This window comes from Knoellia sp. S7-12, assembly GCF_040518285.1.
Lineage (GTDB): Bacteria > Actinomycetota > Actinomycetes > Actinomycetales > Dermatophilaceae > Knoellia.
Map to the genome: position 1 here is coordinate 2,997,851 of NZ_CP155449.1, position 20,580 is coordinate 3,018,430.

A 20,580-nucleotide genomic window follows, 5' to 3' on the forward strand; every position below is an offset into this window, starting at 1 on the left:
TCACGCTCCCGGCATACCCGGCTTTTGCTGTGGTCCCTCTGTCACCGGTGCCGGTCGGCTGAAGGATTCGCGCCGAGCGCGGCGGGCTCGCGCAAAGCCCATGAGGAGCGCCCCCGCAATGGCGAGCATGGCGGCGATGACTCTGGCGTCCCGGCTCAGGAGTGCGAGCACCAAGCCGATCACCACGAGCACCGTCGGGATGAGCAGGATGAGGACTGCGCTCTTGTCCACCTTCGACACCATGCACTCCATCATGGCCGAAGCTCGCCCCGGTGGCGCCCGACGAAACCTGCCCCAGCAACGAGGTATGCCGCCCGCTCTGGAGAAGCGGACGGCATACCGGATGTTGCTTGTGCGAAGAACTCAGTAGCGGTAGTGGTCCGACTTGTAGGGACCGGCGACGTCGACGCCGATGTACTCGGCCTGCTCCTTGGTGAGCTCGGTGAGCTCGACCCCGATCGCGTCGAGGTGGAGGCGGGCCACCTTCTCGTCGAGGTGCTTGGGGAGGACGAAGACCTGCTTGTCGTACTCGTCGGTCTTGGTGAACAGCTCGATCTGGGCGATCGTCTGGTTCGCGAACGAGTTCGACATGACGAAGGACGGGTGACCCGTCGCGTTGCCGAGGTTGAACAGGCGACCCTCGGACAGCACGATGATGCTGCTGCCACCGGAGAACGTCCACTCGTGGACCTGGGGCTTGATCTCGGTCTTGACGATGCCGGGGACCTTGGCCAGACCGGCGATGTCGATCTCGTTGTCGAAGTGACCGATGTTGGCGACGATCGCCTTGTTCTTCATCTGCTGCATGTGCTCGGCCGTGATGATGTTGAAGTTGCCGGTCGTCGTGACGAAGATGTCGGCGATGTCGATGACGCTCTCGAGCTTGGCGACCTGGTAGCCCTCCATCGCGGCCTGGAGCGCGCAGATCGGGTCGATCTCGGTGACGATGACGCGGGCGCCCTGGCCACGAAGCGCCTCGGCGCAACCCTTGCCCACGTCGCCGTAGCCGCAGATGACCGCGACCTTGCCGGCGATCAGGACGTCGGTGGCGCGGTTGAGACCATCGATGACGGAGTGGCGGCAGCCGTACTTGTTGTCGAACTTGGACTTGGTGACCGAGTCATTGACGTTGATCGCCGGGAAGAGGAGGTTGCCGTCGCGGGCCAGCTCGTAGAGGCGCAGCACGCCAGTCGTGGTCTCCTCGGTGACACCCTTGATCTGCTCCGAGACCGTGGTCCACTTCTGGCCGTCCTGGCCCAGGGTGCGACGGACGAGCTCCTTGAAGACACCGACCTCCTCGGAGTCCTTCTCGTCGGTGGGCGGCACCTGACCGGCGGCTTCCCACTCGCGACCCTTGTGGACGAGCATCGTCGCGTCGCCACCGTCGTCGAGGATCATGTTGGCGCCTTCGCCACCGGGCCAGGTGAGGATCTGCTCGGTGCAGTCCCAGTACTCGGAGAGGGTCTCGCCCTTCCAGGCGTAGACCGGCACACCCTGCGGGTTGTCGACGGTGCCCTCGGGCCCGACGACGACGGCCGCGGCGGCTTCGTCCTGCGTGGAGTAGATGTTGCAGGAGGCCCAACGGACCTCGGCACCGAGCGCGGTGAGCGTCTCGATGAGGACGGCGGTCTGCACGGTCATGTGCAGCGAGCCGGCGATGCGAGCGCCCTTGAGGGGCTGGCTCGCGCCGAACTCTTCGCGCAGGCTCATGAGGCCCGGCATCTCGTGCTCGGCAAGACGGATCTGGTGACGGCCGGCCTCGGCGAGGCCCAGGTCGGCAACCTTGTAGTCAAAGGACATGCGAAATCTCTTCCGTTGAGTGTTGGGGTTCGCGACCCGGCGCAGCCCATCTGGGCGATCTCGTGAGAGCGGGTTATCACCCGCGCCGGCAGCCTCCACTCTAGCGACTTCACGCGGTAGACATGGACGTGCACGGGTCGTGGCACCTCACAGCCCGCACCCAGCCCCACGTCAGGACCCCCACGCCCACGAACGGAGCACGCGATGAGTGACACGACAGAGCACACCGAAGCAGACGGCATCCGCGAGAACGCTGGAGCCCCCAGCGGAGACGAGGTTCGCGACGAGGTCCGTCTCGACCTCGATGAGAAGAGTCTCGACACGTGGGATGAGGTTCGGGGCGACTACGCGGTGGATCCCGAGTCGGACGTGGCCCGCCCGGCCCTTACCGAGAGCGAGGACGACGACGAGAACGACCGCGTCGTTGCTGGTGACGACGATGAGGAGGACACCGAGGCCGAGTCGGACGAGGGCGACGACGGGGCCCAACGCTCCGACGAGGAGGAGTGACCGGCGCCTGAACGTTGGTCAGTCGCGTTCGGGGCCCCCTCGTGGCCAGTTCGTGTCCACGACAAAGCCACGAGCGTTTGGCGTCGCCGCTTCCCACCTCTGCGCTGGGTAGTCTGACCGCGTGGAGCATCTCGAGAACCTCACAGACCTGCAGGTGAACTGATGGCCGGCGGCCTCTTTGCCCTGCTCGATGACATCGCGGTGCTCGCCAAGGCCGCTGCAGCCTCGGTCGACGACGTCGCCGCCGCTGCCGGGCGCGCGAGCGTCAAGGCGACCGGCGTCATCGTCGATGACACGGCGGTGACTCCGCGCTACGTCCAGGGGCTCTCACCGGCGCGCGAACTGCCGATCATCAAGAAGATCGCTCTCGGTTCGCTCAAGAACAAGCTCCTCTTCATCCTGCCGGCAGCGCTGCTGCTGAGCCAGTTCCTCCCCGCGGCCCTCACGCCGCTGCTCATGATCGGCGGCACCTACCTCTGCTTCGAGGGTGTCGAGAAGATCTGGGAGCGCATCAGCGGTCACTCCGAGGACGCGGTCAACCAGGCGCATGACGAGGGCAAGGTCGCCGACGAGGACGAGATCACCAGCGGCGCGATCCGCACCGACTTCATCCTCTCGGCCGAGATCATGGTCATCTCGCTCAACGAGATCGCCGATGAGGGCTTCGTGTCGCGGCTGGCGATCCTCGCCGTCGTGGCGGTCATGATCACCGTCCTCGTCTATGGCGTCGTCGCGCTCATCGTCAAGATGGACGACGTCGGCCTGCACCTCTCCAAGGAGTCGGGCGTCCGCGCGCCGATCGGCCGTAGCCTCGTCGCGGCCATGCCCAAGCTCCTCACCACGCTCTCGGTCGTCGGGATCGCGGCCATGATCTGGGTCGGCGGTCACATCCTGCTCATCGGCTTCGATGACCTCTCGAAGGAGTACGGCTGGTCGATCCTTCACCAGCCCTACTCCTGGGTGCACTCCGCCGAGGAGTGGGTGCACGACGCCACCGGGCCTCTCGGTGCCGTTCTCGGCTGGGTCACCAACACGATCGGCTCGGCCATCCTCGGACTCATCGTCGGAGCGATCGTCGTCGCGATCATGCACGTCATCCCCCGCAAGGGCGGCCATGGCAAGCACGAGGCCGGCGCGAAGCACGACGCGCCCGCCGACGAGGTCGCTGCCGACGACGTCCCCCGAACCGACAAGCACTGACCCGGTATGCCGTCCGCTCGCGGAACGCTCGACTGGTCACCTGCCGCTTCACATCCTGAGCTCGTCGCGGCTTCGGTGTCCGCCGCCCTGGCTGCGGCTGTGGCGCCAGAAGCCAACGGGGAGAGTGGAATCGCGGCAGCGGAGGTGGCTCCCATCGACGCAACGCTCGCCGACACGGAAGCCTTCTGTGCGGCATACGACGTCGCTCTGGAGGCGAGTGCCAACTGTGTCATCGTCGCCGGGAAGCGCGCCGGTGAGACGACCTATGCCGCGGTCATGGTCCTCGCGACCGACCGCGCCGACATCAATGGCGTTGTCCGCAAGCACCTCGGCGTCCGCAAGATCTCGTTCGCACCGCACGACGACGCGGTGACGCTGACCGGCATGGAGTTCGGTGGCATCACGCCGATCGGACTGCCTGCCGACTGGCCGGTGCTCGTCGACGCCGCGGTCGTGGCTGCTGGTGAGGTCGTCATCGGCAGCGGGCTTCGCCGCAGCAAGATCCTCGTGGACGGGACGGCTCTGGTGCACCTGCCCACGGCCGAAGTCATCGACCTGCGTCAGGCCTGATCCGACCGCCGCTCCGGGCAGGTCGCCCTCGTTGGGGCATGTCGTTCTCGCTGGGGCACGTCGCCGCAGCGCCATGCGCCAACGAGGGCGACATGCGCGAGCGGGACCTGCAGGTGGCGACGCCCTCCGAACCCTGGGCTCAGCTGGTGCGGTCGCGCAGGTCCGTGACGTGGCGTGAGACGGCCGGGTCCAGACCGAGGCCGAGCGCGAGATAGGTCGCGGCGTAGTCGGTGATCGCGATGAGTGATGCCAGGCGCTCGATCGGCGGACCGCCGAGGGCCTCGACTTCCCACACGCGCACGCCCGCGTCCCGCGCCGACTCGACGACGGCTTCAGCCAGCCGCCCAGCCTCGAGCGCGTCCAGGTGGCCGGGCGCGCCCGGCGCCACCGGGTGGTCCCGCAGCATGAGGAGGCCGAGTTGGGGTGACGGCGGGCCGTCGAGGAACGGGTCGGCGAAGAGGTCACGGCCACCGTCGGGCGCCACTCCCCCGCCACCAGCCCCGCCACCGCTGAACGGTCCGTCGAAGCACGCGACCACCTGCGACGCCGCATCAGGAAGCGCACCGTGAGTGGCCGGCATACGCGCCGTGCGGGCGAGCATGGCGGCAGCGCGACCGGCAGCCACTCCGGTGAGGGCACCATCGCCCAGGACGACGGGCACCGTCTCGGCGAGGCCGAGGGCGAGCATCTTCGCGGGGTTGACGAAGGACTCCGACGAGGGACGACACTCCTCGGCGCGCTCATCGAGCAGGTCGGCGACCCGCTCGAGAACAGCCTCGGAGCAGTCGACGAGCCCGAGCCCATCGGCGGCGAGCAGCACGGGTGTCAGCATCGACCACATCGCCGCGCGCGACGTCGGCGCCGGGGTCGCGACATCGACATGGACCCCACGACCGCGAGCGCAGATGTCGGCGAGCGGCGAGTCAGAGGCCCCGACGGTGAGCAGCGAGGCACCACGACGGGCAGCCTCGGCCGCGAGGGCCAAAGGCCCCTGAGCACGTCCCGAAAGGGACACCGCGATGACGAGGTCGAGCGGACCAATCCACCCGGGCAGCGGCGCCTCACGGCGCGTCGTCAACGGCACGGGCGAACCCGGCTCAGCGAGGACATCGAGGACGTCGCAGACGACGGATGAACCACCGAGCGAGGCCACGAGGACCGATCGCGGACGGTCACCACCAGCGACACGGTCGATGCCGGCCTCACGCGCCGCGACGATCGCGCGGCGCACCTGGGCGCCAGCAGTCGCGAGCGCGCGCAGTGAGCCTCGGCTGTCGAGGGCCTCGAGGGACTCAGCCGAGTCGAGGAACTCCTCGTCCAGGTGCGGCACGGTCAGTGCGACGCAGGCCGGTCAGACCGGCTTGCGCGCCTCGTCGACGAGCAGCACCGGAACGCCGTCGTCGATCCGATAGATGAGGCCGCACGTGTCGGAGGTGCAGACCAGCTCCGGGCCGGCCTCCCCGCTCTCGTCCCGCAGCTCGGCACGGCAGTTCGGGCAGCGCAGGATCTCGCGCAGCCAGGGCTCCATTGTCATTTAGCTGATTCCTCTCGCAGTGCCTCGTACAACGCTCAGGACATCGTCGCGTATCGCGGCCATCGTGTCTGCATCGGCTGCCTCGACATTGAGTCGGAGCAGGGGTTCGGTGTTGGAGGCACGCAGGTTGAGCCACCACATCGGGTCGCCCTCTCCTGCACTGTGGGTCAGCGTGAGCCCGTCGAGCTCGTCGACCTCGACGCCCTTGCCGTCGGCCCATTCTCGGACGAGGAGAGTCTTGGCGGCCTGGTCCTCGACGGTCGAGTTGATCTCGCCAGAAGCCGCGTATGCCGTGTATGCCGCCATCGTGGCGCTGAGCGGTTCGCTCTGCTCACCAAGGGCCGCGAGCACATGCATCGCAGCGAGCATGCCGGTGTCGGCGAACCAGAAGTCACGGAAGTAGTAGTGGGCGCTGTGTTCGCCACCGAAGACCGCGTTGGCGCGGGCCATCTCGCCCTTGATGAACGAGTGGCCGACTCGGGTCCGCACGGCCTTGGCGCCGAGGGCGGCGATGACCTCAGGGACCTGCGCTGAAGTGATGACGTTGTGGACGATCGAGACATCGCCGGCGGGGGTGCCTGCGGCGACCTCACGAGCGACCTCGCGGGTGGCGATGAGCGCCGTGATCGCGCTGGGATTGACCGCCTCGCCGCGCTCGTCGACCACGAAGCACCGATCGGCGTCGCCGTCGAAGGCCAGGCCCAGGTCGGCGCCGTGTTCGAGCACCGCTGCCTGCAGGTCGACGAGGTTGGCAGGCTCGAGCGGGTTGGCCTCGTGGTTGGGGAAGGTGCCATCGAGCTCGAAGTAGAGCGGGATGATCTCGAGCGGCAGGGCCGGCAGACCGGCCTGGGTTTCAAGAACGGCGGGGACCGTGTGGCCGCCCATGCCGTTGCCCGCGTCAACAACAACCTTGAGCGGGCGGATGGCGGTGAGGTCGACGAGCCCGCGCAGGAAGCTGGCGTAGTCGGCGAGGACATCGTGTTCGTCGGTTTTGCCATCGTCCTCGTGGCGCAGCTCGGAGGTGCCGTCGAGCAGCTCCTGGGCGAGGTCGCGCACGTCGGCGAGGCCGGAATCCTGCCCGACCGGGCGGGCGCCCGGACGGCACAGCTTGATGCCGTTGTATGCCGCGGGGTTGTGGCTCGCGGTGAACATCGCACCGGCGAGATCGAGGTGGCCGCTCGCGAAGTAGAGGCCGTCGGTGCTGGCCAGCCCGATGTGGGTGACGTCGATGCCGCGGCTCGTCACACCGGCGCCAAAGGCCTTGGACAGCTCCGGCGACGTGGCTCTCATGTCGTGGCCGATGACGCAGCCACGAGGTCTGCTGCCGTTACTTTCTCGGGTGACGACGACCTCGGCGAATGCCGCGCCGAGGGCCCAGGCCACATCGACGTCGAGCTGCTCTGGCACGAGGCCCCGGACGTCATAGGCCTTGACGAAGTCAGAGAGGTTGTGGGGAGGCACGCAGTGACCCTACTAGCGCACTACCTTTGGATTCGTGACCGCCGATTCCCACGTTGCCGACAACCACGACCTCATCCGAGTGCAGGGTGCCCGAGAGAACAACCTCAAGGACATCAGCCTTGAGATCCCCAAGCGCCGGCTGACGGTCTTCACCGGCGTGTCGGGGTCCGGCAAGAGCTCGCTCGTCTTCGGCACCATCGCCGCCGAGTCGCAGCGGATGATCAATGAGACCTACAGCGCCTTCGTCCAGGGCTTCATGCCCTCGCTGGCCCGACCCGAGGTCGACTACCTCGAGGGCCTGACGACGGCGATCATCGTCGACCAGGAGCGGATGGGTGCCAACCCGCGCTCGACCGTCGGCACGGCCACCGACGCCTACGCGATGCTGCGCATTCTCTACAGCCGGCTCGGCGACCCCCACGTCGGTCCGCCCACGGCCTACAGCTTCAACGTTCCCACTCGCAAGGCGAGCGGAGTGATGTCCACCGACAAGGCCGGCGGTCGCGTCGAGAAGGCGGTCGTCAAGGACGTCGTCTACCTCGGCGGCATGTGCCCGCGGTGCGAGGGCATGGGCCACGTCAGCGACATCGACCGCACCGCTCTCTACGACGACTCCAAGACACTCAGCGAGGGTGCGATCACGGTGCCCGGCTACTCGATGGACGGCTGGTACGGCCGGCTGTTCGAGGGCATGGGGCTCCCGATGGACAAGCCCATCGCGACGTTCAGCGCCAAGCAGCTCGACACGATGCTCTTCGCGCCGCCGACCAAGATCAAGGTCGAGGGCATCAACCTCACCTTCGAGGGGATCATCCCCAAGATCCAGAAGTCGATGCTCTCCAAGGACACCGAGGCGATGCAGCCGCACGTGCGCCGCTTCGTCGAGCGGGCAGTGACCTTCCAGCAGTGCCCAGAGTGCAAGGGCACCCGCCTCACGGCCGAGGTCCTCAAGTCCAAGATCCGCGGCAAGAGCATCGCCGAGCTGAGCACCATGCAGATCAGCGACCTTGCTGCTTGGGTGCGCGAACTCGAGGAGCCCTCTGTGGCACCGCTGCTCGCCGGATTGCAGCACTTGCTCGACTCGTTCACCGAGATCGGATTGGGCTACCTGTCGCTCGACCGACCGGCGGGAACGCTGTCGGGTGGCGAGGCGCAGCGCACCAAGATGATCCGGCACCTCGGGTCCTCGCTCACGGACGTCACCTATGTGTTCGACGAGCCGACGATCGGACTGCACCCGCACGACATCGCCCAGATGAACGGACTGCTCCTGCGTCTGCGTGACAAGGGCAACACCGTCCTCGTCGTCGAGCACAAGCCCGAGACGATCGCCATCGCCGACCACGTGGTCGACCTTGGCCCCAAGGCCGGAACCGGGGGTGGCGAGATCGTCTTCGAGGGCTCCATCGAGGACCTCCGCAAGAGCGACACCATCACGGGTCGCCATCTCGACGACCGCGCTTCCCTCAAGGACGAGGTGCGCCCACCCACAGGCAAGCTCGAGATCCGCGGCGCCTCGACCCACAACCTCAAGGACGTGGACGTCGACATCCCGCTCGGCGTGTTGGTGGCCGTGACCGGAGTCGCCGGTTCAGGCAAGAGCTCCCTGATTCACGGCTCGGTCGATGGGCGTGACGGGGTCGTCGTCATCGACCAGGCCGCCATCAAGGGTTCGCGTCGCAGCAACCCCGCGACCTACACGGGTTTGCTCGAACCGATCCGCAAGGCGTTCGCCAAGGCCAATGGGGTCAAGCCGGCCCTCTTCAGCTCCAACTCCGAGGGTGCCTGCCCGACGTGCAACGGGGCGGGCGTCATCTTCACCGAGCTCGGCGTCATGGCAACCGTCGAATCTCCGTGCGAGGAGTGCGAGGGCCGACGTTTCCAGGCATCCGTCCTCGAGTACGAGCTCGGCGGCAAGAACATCTCGGAGGTGCTCACCATGTCGATGGACGAGGCCGAGACCTTCTTCAGCGGGGGCGAGGCGAGCATCCCTGCCGCCCACAAGATCCTCGACCGGCTCGTTGACGTCGGGCTCGGCTACCTCACGTTGGGGCAGCCACTCACGACCCTCTCAGGCGGCGAGCGCCAACGCATCAAGCTCGCGAGCCAGATGGCCGACAAGGGTGAGGTCTATGTCCTCGACGAGCCGACGACGGGGCTCCACCTCGCCGACGTCGAGAACCTCCTCGGGCTGCTCGACCGCCTTGTTGACTCGGGCCGGTCGGTCATCGTCATCGAGCACCACCAGGCCGTGATGGCCCACGCCGACTGGATCATCGACCTCGGACCGGGCGCAGGCCACGACGGCGGCTTGGTCGTCTTCGAGGGCACCCCGGCGGACCTCGTGGGCCAGGTATCGAAGAAGGCCAAGGGAGCGACGCTCACCGGCAAGCACCTGGCCGCCTACGTCAGCTGAGCGCTCGAGGGTTCGGGCCGCTGGTGGTGCTCCAGGTGAAGTCGAGCCGTTGAGCGAGCACGAAATAGTGCGGTGTGCGCGTTTGCGACGAAGGAGCAACTGAGCGTGCACCGGACTATTTCGCGCGAGCGGGTCAGCCTTCGCCGCTGCCGGGAAGCATGCGCAGGTGGCCGCGACGGTGCTCGCCAGCGACCGGCGCCGGCATGGCGCTGACCACGGCACTCGCGACCGTGGGCCGTGAGCTCGGTCGTTCGCGCACCGCGTCGACGACGGCAACGAGGTCATCGATCTCCGGCGCGGGCTCATAACCGTCGGACTCGAGGCGGACGACCTCCCAGCCCTGCGGCACCGTGAGGCGCGTCGCATGGTTGGCACAGAGGTCGTAGGAGTGGGGCTCGGCATAGGTGGCGAGCGGACCAAGAACGACGGCGCGATCGGCATACGCGTACGTCAGGGTGGCCACCGCGAGCTGGGAGCACGCAGTCTTGGTGCACTTCCTGGACGCGTTCACGCCACGACTCTAGGTCACCGCTCCGACAGCGCCCCGTCGGCGCGCCGTAGTCTCCATCTGTGGCCCCCACCAACCCCCGATCCCCCTCGCAGGCACCTCGTCGCGACCGACGCGGCCGTGGTGTTCGCGGCCCCTTGGCGTGGCCGCCCGTGCCGGCGATGCGCTCTCGGCGCGAGACCTTCGACGACGTCGTGATCGACGTCGCGGAGCGTGCACGGGTCTATCTCGGGACGCGTCATGCCGACGTGGAGTTCGCCGTGGAGGAGGTCCCACCGACCGATCCGGCTCCCTGGGAGGAACAGGCCGCAGCGGTTGGACGGCTCGTGCCCGTCGGCGGCACCGCAGGACACCGGATCGTGATCTATCGCCGTCCGGTCGAGACCCGGGCGCGCGACGTCGGCGAGATCGCGGCCATCGTTCGTGAGGTCGTGGCCGAACAAGTGGCCGCCCTGCTCAACGTGCCGCCGTCCGAGATCCAGCTCTGAGGAGCGCGAATCGAGGACCTGGCGGCCCACGCACGCCAGTGGAGGCGAAGCGTCAGGAGACGGGGTGCGCTCGGCTCACGCTCGACGTCACGACGCTGTCCACGAGCGGGGCCACGGAAGCCAGCTGCCCAACGGGTGACTCACCGAGGGCGCCCACGGATGCACGGACCTCACCACTGCCGGACACGCGACGGACCCACACCGCCTCGGCGTCGGCGACTTCGAGAGACTGGGACGTGTCCGGCCCCAGGTCGTAGCTCTGGGTCTTCCACGCTCCGGCCGCACGCCACGTCACCGAGACCTGGGCCGGACCTCCGGTCGAGACCACGTTGACGATGCGTCGCCGCGCGCTGTCGGCCTTGGGATAGGCGCCGCCAAGCAACCCCGTCGTGGGGGCCGTCGATGGGGCCCAGATGAAGTCTCCGGGCGCCTTGCCCACCCTCCACGAGGCGAACAGCGAGGCAACGATCGGGACGTCGGCGGTGACCTCGACGGCATAGGCGCCCTGGGCAAGTCCCGCGAGAGCGAGCTCCCCTGTGGATTGGCCGGGGACACGCAGCACACCACCACCGGGCACCGGCACGGGTCCGTTGGCGCCGATGACACGCGCGCTGACCACCGCCTGCTGGCGATCGGGGACGGCGATGCGGATGGAGCCTCCCGCGCGCATGAGCGCAGCCGGGATGACCTGCCGAGTGGACGGAGCGGCCGTCGGCACCGTCGTCTCGGCGCCGGCGGGGACTGAGCCATCGAGCCAGATGTCACTCATGACCGCCCGCACCGATCCTCCGGAGGCACGCACCCTGACTGCTGGTGACGCCTCCGCGCCGGTGATCGCGTCGACGAGGAGCGCGACCCGGCCGCGAGCCGGGACGACCGTGCTGCCGGTCGGGGCAGGCACGACGCCCTTGCTGCCGAGGACCTGGAGGTCGACCGTGACCTCATTGGCACCAGGGTTGGTGAGGATGAGGCGCTCCTGGCGCCCCGCCGCACCGCCGCCTGCCAGGAGCCAGAGGTCGGAACCGGGACCGGCACAGGACACCGTGGCGAGACCACGAATCTCCGGGCGTGTGACAGCCCACTCCTGGGCGGCGGCCAAGCCGGGTGCCAGGGCGCCGGTCCCCACGACGTCAGTGGCCTGCCCGTCGGCGAGGTCCTCGACGGTGGTGGATTGGGCGCGCTCGGTGGTCGGATCACCGGTGCCCTTGCCCGAGCTGACACTCAGCTGGCCCTTGCCCGTGATCTTCACGGACGACCCGAGGACGGAGTCCGGTGCGGTGGCGGCGCCCAGGCTGGCCGGCACGTCGATGTCCTCGACACCAGGGATGCCGCTGAATTCGGGGCCGGGGCAGGACAGCGCCGCTGACACCACCGGCTCAAGCGTGGTGGCACCGGCTGGGCGCGCGTCGGAGAGCACGACCTCGGCCGCGGGTGAGAGGGTCGCCATCGTCACGAGCCCGCCGGCGACCACGGCCGTGAGGGCCAGTCGAACCGGGCCGGTCCAGCGTGTGCGGTTCATCGTCGCCTCCTCGATGCGCGGGTCCCGAACGGGATGGACAGGAAGGCGACCACGGCGAGGGCAAGGCCCTGCAGGCCGCGCCACCATGCGAGCTCGGTGTCGACGTCGATCGTCAGTTCGTGGGTGCCGGCAGGCAACGCATAGGTCGGTCGCGCACTGTCGGCGACGGGGGTCAGCTCGCGACCATCGATCTCGACGCTCGCGTGGCTTGCCCAAGCGGGCGGTTCGGCCACCGTGAGGACGTCACCGGGGCGGGCCGTCACGGTCGTCCGGGTGGCACCGTGCTCACCCGTGGTCGCGACGAGGGAGAAGTCATCGCCATTGCGGATCGAGAGCCGACTGGGCGCGACGGGACGGTCTGCCCCGTTGCCGAGGGCGGCGACGCGCCACACATCGAATCCGTCGCGACTCGCGAGCCGCGACAGTCCCTGGGCCGAGTCGAGACGTCGGGGCACCTCGTCAGCAGCGGTCTCGGCGACGGCGACGAACCCGATGGCGTGCATGGCCAGTCGTGGCCCGGAATCGTCTCGGGTGCCGTCGAGGAGCTGGCTGATGTCCGTGGCGATGACGGCATCGTTGGCCACGCTCTGCGGGAGCGCGCGTGCAAGGGATCCGGTCTCGCGACCGACGATCCGGTATGCCGCTCCGTTGGCTCCGGGGGTGACGAAGACGGTGCGGTTGGCGAGTTCTTGGGCGGCCTGTTCGACCGCGACAGCCGGCCGAGGGTCGGACCACGTCCGCAGCGTCTCGCCGAAGCCGAACCAGCCGAGGGCTCCGGCACCCATGAGACCCACGAGGGCGAGAGCAGTGACGGCGACACCACGGGTGCGATGGCGAAGGACGTCGACGCCGATGACTGCCGACGTGATGAGGGCCAGCGCCAACGGCAACATGAACGTTCCGGTCCACGGCGTGACAGTGCCGGTGGGACCAGCGGCGGATCCCGACGTGAGGTCGATGTGCGGTGAGGCGAGCACGGCCGCGAGGGAGGTGACTGCGAGCAGTGCGGCGCCGGTGGACACGGACCGCACCGACTTGGACGTCACAAGACCCGCAAGGCCGGCGACGATCAGCACGGCTCCGACCCACCAAGGGGTGCTGCCCGGACCGCCCGGGTGCAGGAGCGCGAGGGCGAGTGGCTCGCTGGTCATGGGGCCCCACTGACTCAGCCCGGGTCCGGTCGCCGCCAGCGTCCAGTTGTCGACGACATCGACGAGCCACGGGCCGAGCAGCAGCGGCGCCAGAACCGCTGGGATGAGGGCCAGACGACGCGAACCGGGACGACCGAAGATCACGACAGCCAGACAGGCGAGCACGACCAGGGCGAGCAACGGTGGAGCAAAGGCGCCCAGTGCTGCGGCTCCCAGCGCCGTGGCGAAGGCACCCGTCGCCGTTCCGCTGGGTCGGGCGATCAGGACGAGGCCGGCGAGGACGGCAGGCAGCAGGCAGAGAGCCACGAGGGCGCCCAGCCGACCCTGCGCCACGGAGGCACCCGCCGCGCCCGTCGTGGCCCAGGCCAGCGCCGCGGCAGCACGGACGACTTGAGACGAGGTGAGCACCCGAGCCGACACGTAGGCCGACAGAGCGGCAAGCGGCAGCGCGAGGACAAGGACCGCCCCCACGACCGCACCTGCCGGGGACGTGAGGTCTGCACTGCCGGGAAGCTGCTCGACGATCCACGTGGGGACGGCCAGGAGTGCGAGCGCGGGGCTGGCGGGCCCGTCACCGCCGAGACCGGCACCGTGCCACCCGTCGAACGCCGCGTGCCAGAGGCTGCTGGACGTGGCCCGGATCGTCACCAACTCGCCACCAGTGACACCGGAACCGAAACGGTTCAGCAGCCCTCCACCGATCTCGCGACCGGCGGCACCGACGACAGTCAGGGAGGCGAGCACCGCAAGAAAGCCCGGGTGGAGTGCTCCCTGGGACACGAGGGAACGGTCATCGGAGTCGGCCCCTCCGTCATCGGCCAGCGTGGCCGGCGCGACCAGCGCGTCATGGGCTCGGTCCAGGGTGGCGCGAACGATCGTGGACGCAGGGACGAAAAGCGTGCCGATGTCCCGGTGCCGCAGGCCCCCGCTGCCGCGGTTGCGCATCCGGCTGAGAACGCCTCGAACGGGGTCGAGCGAGCCGAGGTCTGCCAAGGCCACGGCGGCCGGGTGAGGGCGCTTGAGGAGAAGCAGACCCAGTCCCGCGGCGAGGGAGCTCACGAGGATCCAGAGTGCGAGGAAGGGTGCGGTCCACCATGAGGCCCGCGTCAACGCCACGCGTCGCGCGGCGCGCCGCCGGGCGCCGGTCGTGGCGGTGGCCAGGCCCAAGGAGGCCACAGATCTCATGCGCGCATCCGGAGCGACGACGACGCGGTGCCCGCTGAGCTGGGCGCGCCAGCCGAGGTCGAGGTCTCCGCCCAGGTCGCCGAAGGACGGCTCCCACCCACCGAGCTCGCGCAGCAGACCAGCCGTGGCCAGCAGGCCGGCGAGCGGGACAGCGAGGACGTCGCGTCTCAGGTCGTACTGACCCTGGTCGGGCTCGCCCAAGGGCGGGTCCTCGACGACTCGCCCACTGCGGGTCGTGTTGATGCCGACCGAGCGAAGGGTGCGCGGGTTCGTCGCGTCCACGTGCTTGGGACCGACAAGTCCGACAGACGGGCTGCGTCGATGCGCCGCGAGGAGCCGCCCCAGCGCCCTCGGCTCCGGGATGGAGCCCACCGGGAGAAGCCACACGAGGTCGTCATCGCCGAGGTCGGAGGACTGGACCCACTGCGTGACCGCCGCGCGATCCGGCATACCCGAATCGAGTTTGACGTGCGCCACCGCGAAGGAGGGCGACTGCGCGGCGGCGACCACATCGGCGACCGCTGAAGCTGTGGTGGACGCGGACGTGTCGAGGACGACGACGCTCTCCGGACTCACCTCAGAGGCGGCAACCGCGTCGAGGAGGGCCCGAAGGCCCGAGCCGGCGCCCGAGGCGCCCGACGTGAGGACGACAGCCCGCACCACCGGCCCGGGAGCTGGGGCGGGGGCAGGTGGCAGCACGGCGGCAGTCGTCAGCGTCATCGGGGGGCGCGGGCCGGTCAGACCGCGCGCTTCTTCAACTTGCGACGCTCACGCTCGGACAGTCCACCCCAGATGCCGAAGCGCTCGTCGTTGGCCAGTGCGTACTCCAGGCACTCAGACCGGACGTCGCACCCAACGCAGACCTTCTTGGCCTCGCGGGTGGAGCCGCCCTTCTCGGGGAAGAACGCCTCGGGATCCGTCTGTGCGCACAGGCTGCGCTCCTGCCAGGAGAGTTGAGTCTCCTCTTCAACCATGGCGTCGATCAACGTCAACTCGTGCATCGCTGCCTCCTCGACCCTTTCGCGACCCAACACTGTGTTCCGACCCTTTCCCCCGAGATGGGAGAACGCTTTTGCTGGAACACAATGATGAAATTACACGCGTGTCATCCCCATCCGTCAAGCCGAGTTCTGATATCGAGGCGATTTTTCTGGATTGGCCCGGCGTGTCGCCGTGACTCGCGGGTAGGTCAGACTGGCCCACATGCGAATCACAGCCCTCGCGGGCGGCGTCGGCGGAGCGAGGTTCCTGAGGGGTCTGCGGGCCCATCTCGACGTCGTGGCACCGGAATCCGAGCTCACCGTCATCGCCAACACCGGTGACGACATCAGCCTCTTCGGACTGCGCGTGTGTCCCGACATCGACACGCTGCTCTACACACTGGGTGGCGGGGTCAACGACGATCAGGGGTGGGGCCGCGCTGAGGAATCGACGCGCGTGCAGGGCGAACTCGCGGCATATGGAGCGGTTCCCCAGTGGTTCACCCTGGGTGATCTTGATCTCGGCACCCACATCGTGCGCTCGCAGTGGCTGGCGCAGGGGCAGACGGCGTCAGCCGTGACTGCTCGCCTGGCGGAGCGGTGGGGACTGCCGGATCAACGGATCACGCTGCTGCCGATGACGGACACTCCGGTCGAGACGCACGTCGTGCTCGACGAGCGCGACACCCAGCGAGCCGTCCACTTCCAGGAGTGGTGGGTGCGGTTGCGCGCAGAGGTTCCGGCGTCTCGGTTCGTCGTGGCGGGACTGGATCGGGCCGCTGCAGCGCCGGGCGTGCTGGATGCGCTGCGTGACGCCGACGTCATCGTGCTGCCGCCGTCGAACCCGGTGGTGTCCATCGGGATCATCCTCGGGGTGCCGGGAGTGCGTGATGCGTTGCGCGGCTCCACGGCTCCCGTCGTGGGGGTCTCGCCGCTCATCTCCGGTCGGCCGGTGCGCGGGCACGCCGACGCCTGCCTGTCCGCGATCGGGGTCGAGTCGACCTCGGCTGCCGTCGCTGGGCTCTATGCCGACTTCCTCGACGGCTGGCTCGTCGACCCCGCCGACGCGTCGGTGAAGGTGCGCGGCGTCGAGACGGCTGTCCACGATGGACCGTTGCTCATGACCGACGTCCCGGCGACTGCCGCGATGGCTGCCAGCCTGCTCGCGCTCGCCGAGCGCGTCCGTGCGTGAGCTGGTGATCCGTTGACCCGGTCGCTGACGATCATCCCTGTCCTCGGCATGCCCGAGGTCCAGCGTGGTGACGACGTGGCCGAGCTGGTGCTGGCCGCGCTCGGGGACTCGGGCATCGAACCAGGCGACGCGGTTGTCGTGTCGAGCAAGATCGTCTCAAAAGCGTTGGGGCTCACTGCTGTTGGCTCGGACAAAACTGAGTTGGTGCTGAGCGAGTCGGTGCGCGTCGTGGCCGAGCGTTCGGTCGGCGATCGCGTGACTCGCGTCGTCGAGTCCGTCGCCGGGCCGGTCATGGCCGCCGCCGGGATCGACGCGTCCAACACCGGTCCGTCAGACCAGCTGTTGCTGTTGCCGCGCGATCCCGACACGTGTGCGCGCACGGTGCGCTCTGGCTTGCTTGAGCTGTCCGGTATGCCGTCCGGCGCACCTCTCGCAGTCATCCTCAGCGACACCGCCGGTCGGCCCTGGCGTGCAGGTCTGACCGACTTCGCGCTGGGTTCGGCCGGGTTGCGGGTGCTGCTCGACCACCGGGGCGAGGTCGACGCCGACGGGCGGCTCATGTCAGTGACCGCCCGCGCCGTGGCAGACGAGATCGCCGCTGCGGCAGACCTCGTCAAGGGCAAGACCGACGGCGTGGCTGTGGCCGTCGTGCGCGGTCTGCCGGAGTCCTGGTTCGTCGCGACAGACGTCGCCGCAGCGTCTGCGGATTCGGCGGCTAGTACCGCCGCATCCGCAGACGCCACGGGAGAGTTCGCCTCTGGCGCGGGGCAACTCGTGCGCACAGGGGCTGGCGACTGGTTCGCGCTCGGGCACGTCGAGGCCCTGCGTCAGGCGCTGGGTGTTGCCCCCGGGTCGCCCGATTCGGAAGGGGTCGGGATCCGCTCGGTGGGAGCCGAGACCTTCGCCGATCGCGTTGCGCGGGTGGTGTCGCTGACCCTGTTCGCCGATGAGGACGCCAGCGTCGACCTTGAGCTCGACGTTGTCCACGGCGATCCCGAGGCCGTGGCCACCGTGACGCTGGGGGCGGCAGACGACTTCGCCCTGGGGCGGCTCGCCCAGCGGTTCGAGATCGCGGCGGCGAGCGAGGATCTGCACCCGACCCTGACGGGTGAGCCCACCGCCGAGCACTCCGTCACTGCGACCCTCTCCCCCGGTCCTTGACCTGCGATCAGCCCAATTGCGTGGCGGCACCGTGTGGGATGAGCGAGGCTCGTACCAATGGCTGATGGCTTCGACTCCCCCGCGACCTGGGTCCTCCTCGAGGGCACCAGCGATGTCGCGGCGATCCGTGCCCTCCGCGCGGCACGAGGCGTCCGGCCCGACGACGAGCCCTGCGTTCTCGTGGACATGGGCGGGGCCACCAATATTCGCCATCACCTTGCGGCTGCCGCCGAGCGCGATCCGCGGCCGAGAGTCATCGGACTGTGCGACGAGAAGGAGGCGCCGTACTTCGTGAGGGCCCTCGCGGCACACGGAAGGGCCGTCTGCGTGCCGACAGGTCCGGAAGTCGCCGTGGAACCGTCTGTGTCGACACTGCCGGACTTCGGCTTCGAGGTCTGCCGCCGGGATCTCGAGGACGAGCTGATGCGCGCTCTCGGTGTCGACGGAACTCTCGCCGTGCTCGCGAACCTCGACCTCGACGCCACGTTCTCGGCCTTCCAGCGGCAGCTGGCCTGGCAGGGACGGCCGGTGATCGATCAGTTGCGTCGCTTCGGCGGCACCACGGCCGGTCGCAAGGAGCTGCTGGCGGGAGCCTTGGCAGCCGCCCTCACGATCGACGACTGCCCTCCCCCACTGGCTGCCCTGCTCTCCTCGATGCCCTCCCGCTGACTGTGCGCGCTCTCGCGGCCTGGGCAGATGTCGACTTTCCGCAGTGGTGAGCCTCCCAACAGGCCCCCCACGTCCGGCCCCTCGCGCGGGCGACTTCAGGAGTCGCCTGCTGCGAGACCTTGTGGGCGTGCGCGGGCACCTATCCGAACAGACTCCACGTTTGCGGTGACGAACTACTGCACGGATATTGGATGAGGTAGGCGCTATTCGCCTTTGAGTAGCCATTCACCACGACGCATTTCCGCACGCTGCTCGTCCGCGTCCGCATCTGACCGGGGTTGTTGAAGCTGAATTTTGCATACAATTGCCCACTGCATGGCCACTGTATGAGTCGCGCTCCGTTCGCGCTGCTCCCGCCATTCACTGAAAGACATTGAGCACTGTTGACGTTGCGAAACGTCATCCAGATGTCGTCGTCGTAGCTGAGTATCCATCGTTGATTGGCTTGTCCCAAGCAAGTGTATTGATCCACCGTTGCCCCTGCGGCCTGACTGGCGCCGCGAACCGTCATGCATTTGCCACTGTGCGGTGCGCGCACATAGTAGACGTCATCAGCTGCCCCAGCGCGGACCAAAGCCAAGCCGCCATCTGGGGCGACGGGCGTCGCCGGGGCTTTGGCATCAAGCCGGTGGTGGGCTTCGGTTTCACCAACGGTTGGCTTCATGGACACGGCCGACCTCGAACCGTTGCCGCGGAGATCGCCGCTCACCCCCTGGCTTGCAGAACTTGTCTGTGGAACCGATCCCAGCGCAAGACCGAGCAAGCAGGCTCCTGGAACCAGCCAAGCGCGACGGGTTGATGAGAAATTCTGCCCGAACTTTCTACTCATGTGGATCTCCTCAATTCCTTGGCCCCTGGCTGTGGTTATTTGCCGGGAACGCATTTGCAGGGTGAGAGAGGGCCATCGGCTGAGTTCTTTTGGCTCTCCACGCGTCAACGTAGCCATCACTCCGCCGACTGGGCGAGGCAGGTGGCGAGAACTTGCCAACGGGCTTGACAGGTCACCCGCACAGGTGCTAACTAGGCTTGAGTTTCGCTGCTAAACGGCTCGGTTTCATGGAGTGATCTTTGGTCGGCCCTTTGGGGATATTGTCGTCCGCCGTGTTCACACGATGTCCGCCGTGTTCACACGACATGGACATGTGATTGCTCCTTCGATGAAGGCACGGATTTCGCGTTGAGGTCTCTGACGAAGAAAAGTTCCGTGGTTACCGCCGTCCCGCCGTGAGCCCGAACCAAGGGGCACGCCAAGCCTTGGCGATTGGGCAGGCGTCCCAAAGGGGCCTCTGTTCAGAGGTGGCGGCCGGGGAGGTGGGTCGGCAACGTGAATCGAGGACCGTGCCTCGGCCTCATCGCGCCCGACAGCTCGAGGAGTCGCTGCACCCGATAGCGGTGCCCGGCATACGGTTCGAGCAGCTCCGCGAGACCGTCGTCGTCAACCGGCACCCCGGTCAACGCCCAGCCGATGTTCTTCGCCACGTGGTAGTCCCCGAAGCTCACCGCATCAGCATCGCCGAGCGCCCGATGCGCGACCTCGTTGGCGGTCCACCGACCCACGCCAGGCACGGACTCGAGACGGCGACGCGCCTCAAGGGACGGCATACCCACCGTCTGTTCGAGACGACCCGCTCGGGTCGCCACCATGACCGCAGGGCGGGAGCGCGCGCCGTCGACGCCCGCGCGCAACCACTCCCACGACGGGATGAGGGCCCACGTCTTCGGCTCCGGCGGAACCACCAACTTCAGGTCGGCACCGATGCCTGGGGCGGGAGTTCCGTTGCGCCGCACCAGCGTTCGGTATGCCGCGAAGGCCTCTTTGCCGGTGACTCGCTGTTCGATGATCGTGGGGATCAGCGCCTGCGTGACGAGCCCGGATGCCGGCACCCGCCATCCTTCGAAGCGCCGACGCGCCTGCGCCACGACGTCGTGGTGGCTCTCGAACCCGGCCTCGTCATCGTGCTCGCCGAGCACGTGCGGAAGCCGGTCGAGCAGCCACTCAGCGCCCTCGCCCCAGGCTTCGGCGGCGACCTCACCCAGCAGGGGCCGCGCGACGAGCCGCAGGGTCACAGGACCGGTCGGCACCCGCCAGGCAAAGACCCACGTGCGGCCACGGTCGGTCCACGACGTCGGGTCGCCACCGCCGCGACGGAAGGTCGAGACCACAGCGCTGAGGGGCACGGGCCGCGACGTCGCCACCACCCGGGTGCTCCCCGCCGGCAGAGAGGTCACGACCGCC

Annotated in this window: 19 protein-coding genes; 8 read left to right on the forward strand and 11 right to left on the reverse strand. The window is 68.4% G+C overall.

Annotation, left to right across the window (positions count from 1 at the left end; translation table 11 throughout):
• Together V6K52_RS14440 and ahcY are read right to left on the reverse strand one after the other, a co-directional pair.
• The gene (locus tag V6K52_RS14440; protein ID WP_353950811.1) at window positions 1-243 is read right to left on the reverse strand and encodes a hypothetical protein; all 243 of its coding nucleotides are present in this window, start codon (window positions 241-243) and stop codon (window positions 1-3) included.
• A 120-nt stretch (window positions 244-363) separates the two neighbouring features.
• Window positions 364-1,800, reverse strand: coding sequence for an adenosylhomocysteinase (ahcY, locus tag V6K52_RS14445; protein WP_353950812.1), 1,437 nt, complete (start codon window positions 1,798-1,800; stop codon window positions 364-366).
• Between the two features lie 204 nt (window positions 1,801-2,004).
• On the opposite strand from ahcY, the gene V6K52_RS14450 reads away from it, so the two are divergent.
• From V6K52_RS14450 to V6K52_RS14460, 3 genes are all read left to right on the forward strand, one after another.
• Window positions 2,005-2,310 (forward strand): hypothetical protein, encoded by a 306-nt coding sequence (locus V6K52_RS14450; protein WP_353950813.1) that lies wholly within the window; start codon window positions 2,005-2,007, stop codon window positions 2,308-2,310.
• Between the two features lie 162 nt (window positions 2,311-2,472).
• Window positions 2,473-3,510 (forward strand): DUF808 domain-containing protein, encoded by a 1,038-nt coding sequence (locus tag V6K52_RS14455; RefSeq protein WP_353950814.1) that lies wholly within the window; start codon window positions 2,473-2,475, stop codon window positions 3,508-3,510.
• 6 nt (window positions 3,511-3,516) lie between these two features.
• Window positions 3,517-4,080, forward strand: a complete 564-nt coding sequence (locus V6K52_RS14460) for a YbaK/EbsC family protein (protein WP_353950815.1) — start codon at window positions 3,517-3,519, stop codon at window positions 4,078-4,080.
• Window positions 4,081-4,219: 139 nt separating this feature from the next.
• Here the strand turns inward: V6K52_RS14460 and V6K52_RS14465 are convergent, their stop codons facing one another.
• From V6K52_RS14465 to V6K52_RS14475, 3 genes are read right to left on the reverse strand one after another with little or no spacing between them, the layout of a single operon-like run.
• Window positions 4,220-5,410 (reverse strand): SIS domain-containing protein, encoded by a 1,191-nt coding sequence (locus V6K52_RS14465; protein ID WP_353950816.1) that lies wholly within the window; start codon window positions 5,408-5,410, stop codon window positions 4,220-4,222.
• A 21-nt stretch (window positions 5,411-5,431) separates the two neighbouring features.
• Window positions 5,432-5,614 carry a Trm112 family protein gene (locus tag V6K52_RS14470; RefSeq protein ID WP_353950817.1) on the reverse strand — a complete coding sequence of 61 codons (183 nt, stop codon included), beginning with the start codon at window positions 5,612-5,614 and terminating at the stop codon, window positions 5,432-5,434.
• Window positions 5,615-7,075: a phosphomannomutase/phosphoglucomutase gene (locus tag V6K52_RS14475; RefSeq protein WP_353950818.1), complete on the reverse strand. Its 1,461-nt coding sequence runs from the start codon at window positions 7,073-7,075 to the stop codon at window positions 5,615-5,617. It lies immediately after the preceding gene.
• 34 nt (window positions 7,076-7,109) lie between these two features.
• Here V6K52_RS14475 and V6K52_RS14480 point away from each other — a divergent pair, with 34 nt between their 5' ends.
• Window positions 7,110-9,491 (forward strand): excinuclease ABC subunit UvrA, encoded by a 2,382-nt coding sequence (locus V6K52_RS14480; RefSeq protein WP_353950819.1) that lies wholly within the window; start codon window positions 7,110-7,112, stop codon window positions 9,489-9,491.
• A 133-nt stretch (window positions 9,492-9,624) separates the two neighbouring features.
• Here V6K52_RS14480 and V6K52_RS14485 read toward each other — a convergent pair whose 3' ends face one another.
• Window positions 9,625-10,002 carry a DUF3499 domain-containing protein gene (locus tag V6K52_RS14485; RefSeq protein WP_353950820.1) on the reverse strand — a complete coding sequence of 126 codons (378 nt, stop codon included), beginning with the start codon at window positions 10,000-10,002 and terminating at the stop codon, window positions 9,625-9,627.
• Window positions 10,003-10,061: 59 nt separating this feature from the next.
• Here V6K52_RS14485 and V6K52_RS14490 point away from each other — a divergent pair, with 59 nt between their 5' ends.
• On the forward strand, window positions 10,062-10,487 hold the full coding sequence (locus tag V6K52_RS14490) for a metallopeptidase family protein (RefSeq protein ID WP_353950821.1): 426 nt from the start codon (window positions 10,062-10,064) through the stop codon (window positions 10,485-10,487).
• A gap of 52 nt (window positions 10,488-10,539) precedes the next feature.
• Here the strand turns inward: V6K52_RS14490 and V6K52_RS14495 are convergent, their stop codons facing one another.
• From V6K52_RS14495 to V6K52_RS14505, 3 genes are read right to left on the reverse strand one after another with little or no spacing between them, the layout of a single operon-like run.
• On the reverse strand, window positions 10,540-12,006 hold the full coding sequence (locus tag V6K52_RS14495) for a DUF5719 family protein (RefSeq protein WP_353950822.1): 1,467 nt from the start codon (window positions 12,004-12,006) through the stop codon (window positions 10,540-10,542).
• Entirely contained in the window at window positions 12,003-15,062 is a 3,060-nt protein-coding gene (locus tag V6K52_RS14500) for a glycosyltransferase (protein ID WP_353950823.1), read from the reverse strand. The genes V6K52_RS14495 and V6K52_RS14500 overlap by 4 nt, the downstream gene beginning before the upstream one ends.
• A 17-nt stretch (window positions 15,063-15,079) precedes the next feature.
• Entirely contained in the window at window positions 15,080-15,343 is a 264-nt protein-coding gene (locus V6K52_RS14505; RefSeq protein ID WP_353950824.1) for a WhiB family transcriptional regulator, read from the reverse strand.
• Between the two features lie 202 nt (window positions 15,344-15,545).
• Here V6K52_RS14505 and cofD point away from each other — a divergent pair, with 202 nt between their 5' ends.
• Genes cofD through V6K52_RS14520 form a run of 3 tightly spaced genes read left to right on the forward strand, consistent with a single transcriptional unit; the run spans window position 15,546 to window position 18,344 of the window.
• A complete protein-coding gene (gene cofD / locus V6K52_RS14510; protein ID WP_353950825.1) occupies window positions 15,546-16,514 on the forward strand; it encodes a 2-phospho-L-lactate transferase in 969 nt (322 codons plus the stop codon).
• A gap of 12 nt (window positions 16,515-16,526) precedes the next feature.
• Entirely contained in the window at window positions 16,527-17,675 is a 1,149-nt protein-coding gene (locus V6K52_RS14515; RefSeq protein WP_353950826.1) for a coenzyme F420-0:L-glutamate ligase, read from the forward strand.
• Between the two features lie 57 nt (window positions 17,676-17,732).
• Window positions 17,733-18,344, forward strand: coding sequence for a hypothetical protein (locus V6K52_RS14520; protein ID WP_353950827.1), 612 nt, complete (start codon window positions 17,733-17,735; stop codon window positions 18,342-18,344).
• 139 nt (window positions 18,345-18,483) lie between these two features.
• On the opposite strand, the gene V6K52_RS14525 is transcribed toward V6K52_RS14520, so the two are convergent.
• Window positions 18,484-19,290, reverse strand: a complete 807-nt coding sequence (locus V6K52_RS14525) for an RICIN domain-containing protein (RefSeq protein ID WP_353950828.1) — start codon at window positions 19,288-19,290, stop codon at window positions 18,484-18,486.
• A gap of 344 nt (window positions 19,291-19,634) precedes the next feature.
• Window positions 19,635-20,573 (reverse strand): DNA-3-methyladenine glycosylase 2 family protein, encoded by a 939-nt coding sequence (locus tag V6K52_RS14530; RefSeq protein ID WP_353950829.1) that lies wholly within the window; start codon window positions 20,571-20,573, stop codon window positions 19,635-19,637.
• Window positions 20,574-20,580: the final 7 nt, after the last annotated feature.